Origin of the sequence: Herbiconiux daphne (assembly GCF_024979295.1) — a bacterium.
GTDB classification, from domain to species: domain Bacteria; phylum Actinomycetota; class Actinomycetes; order Actinomycetales; family Microbacteriaceae; genus Herbiconiux; species Herbiconiux daphnes.
Genome location: NZ_JANLCJ010000408.1, coordinates 1 through 693 on the forward strand (window position 1 = coordinate 1; position 693 = coordinate 693).

The window sequence follows — 693 nt, forward strand, 5'->3', positions numbered from 1 at the left end:
GAAGGCAAACCGATTTATAGTCAGTATGATATTATTGGTTTTGCATTCGCCTTGAATGAATATGAACACGACAAAGGGGCTGCTTATCCAGATGTAACAACGATCATTTGGGATGAATTCCTTTCCCGTGGTTTGTACCTCACAGACGAGTTTGTTATTTTTATGAACGTAATTTCTACGATCATTCGACTTCGAACCGATATCCAGATTTGGCTACTAGGGAACACGGTCAATAAGTATTGTCCGATTTTCCAAGAAATGGGATTGACGAACGTTCTGCAAATGGAACAGGGAACGATTGACGTTTATTCCTACGGCAATTCAGGTTTGAAAGTCGCAGTTGAGTATTGTAGTTCAATGGCGGAATCTAAGCCAAACAGCTATCTATTTGCCTTCGGTAATGAGAAACTTCAAATGATTACGGGAGGGGCTTGGGAACTCGATTTATTCCCTCATGCTCCATGCAAATGGCAACCTAAGAATATCGAATTCATTTATTTCATTGACTTTGACAATCAACTCTACCAGTGTGAGATCGTGTCAATCGGTGAAGAATTCTTCACGTTCATTCATGAGAAAACAACTCCGATCCAGAATCCTAACAAGGACTTAATTTTCTCGCTTGCCTATCCTACCAGATTAAACCACCAACGGAACATTTTGAATCCGATCAACAAACTAGGAGAAAAAATT

General features: G+C 39.8%; 1 protein-coding gene. It reads left to right on the forward strand.

The genetic code is table 11. The features are described 5' to 3' along the window. Positions 1 to 693 (forward strand): phage DNA encapsidation protein (locus tag N1032_RS25530; protein ID WP_259543399.1); only part of this gene is annotated, 693 nt, incomplete at both ends.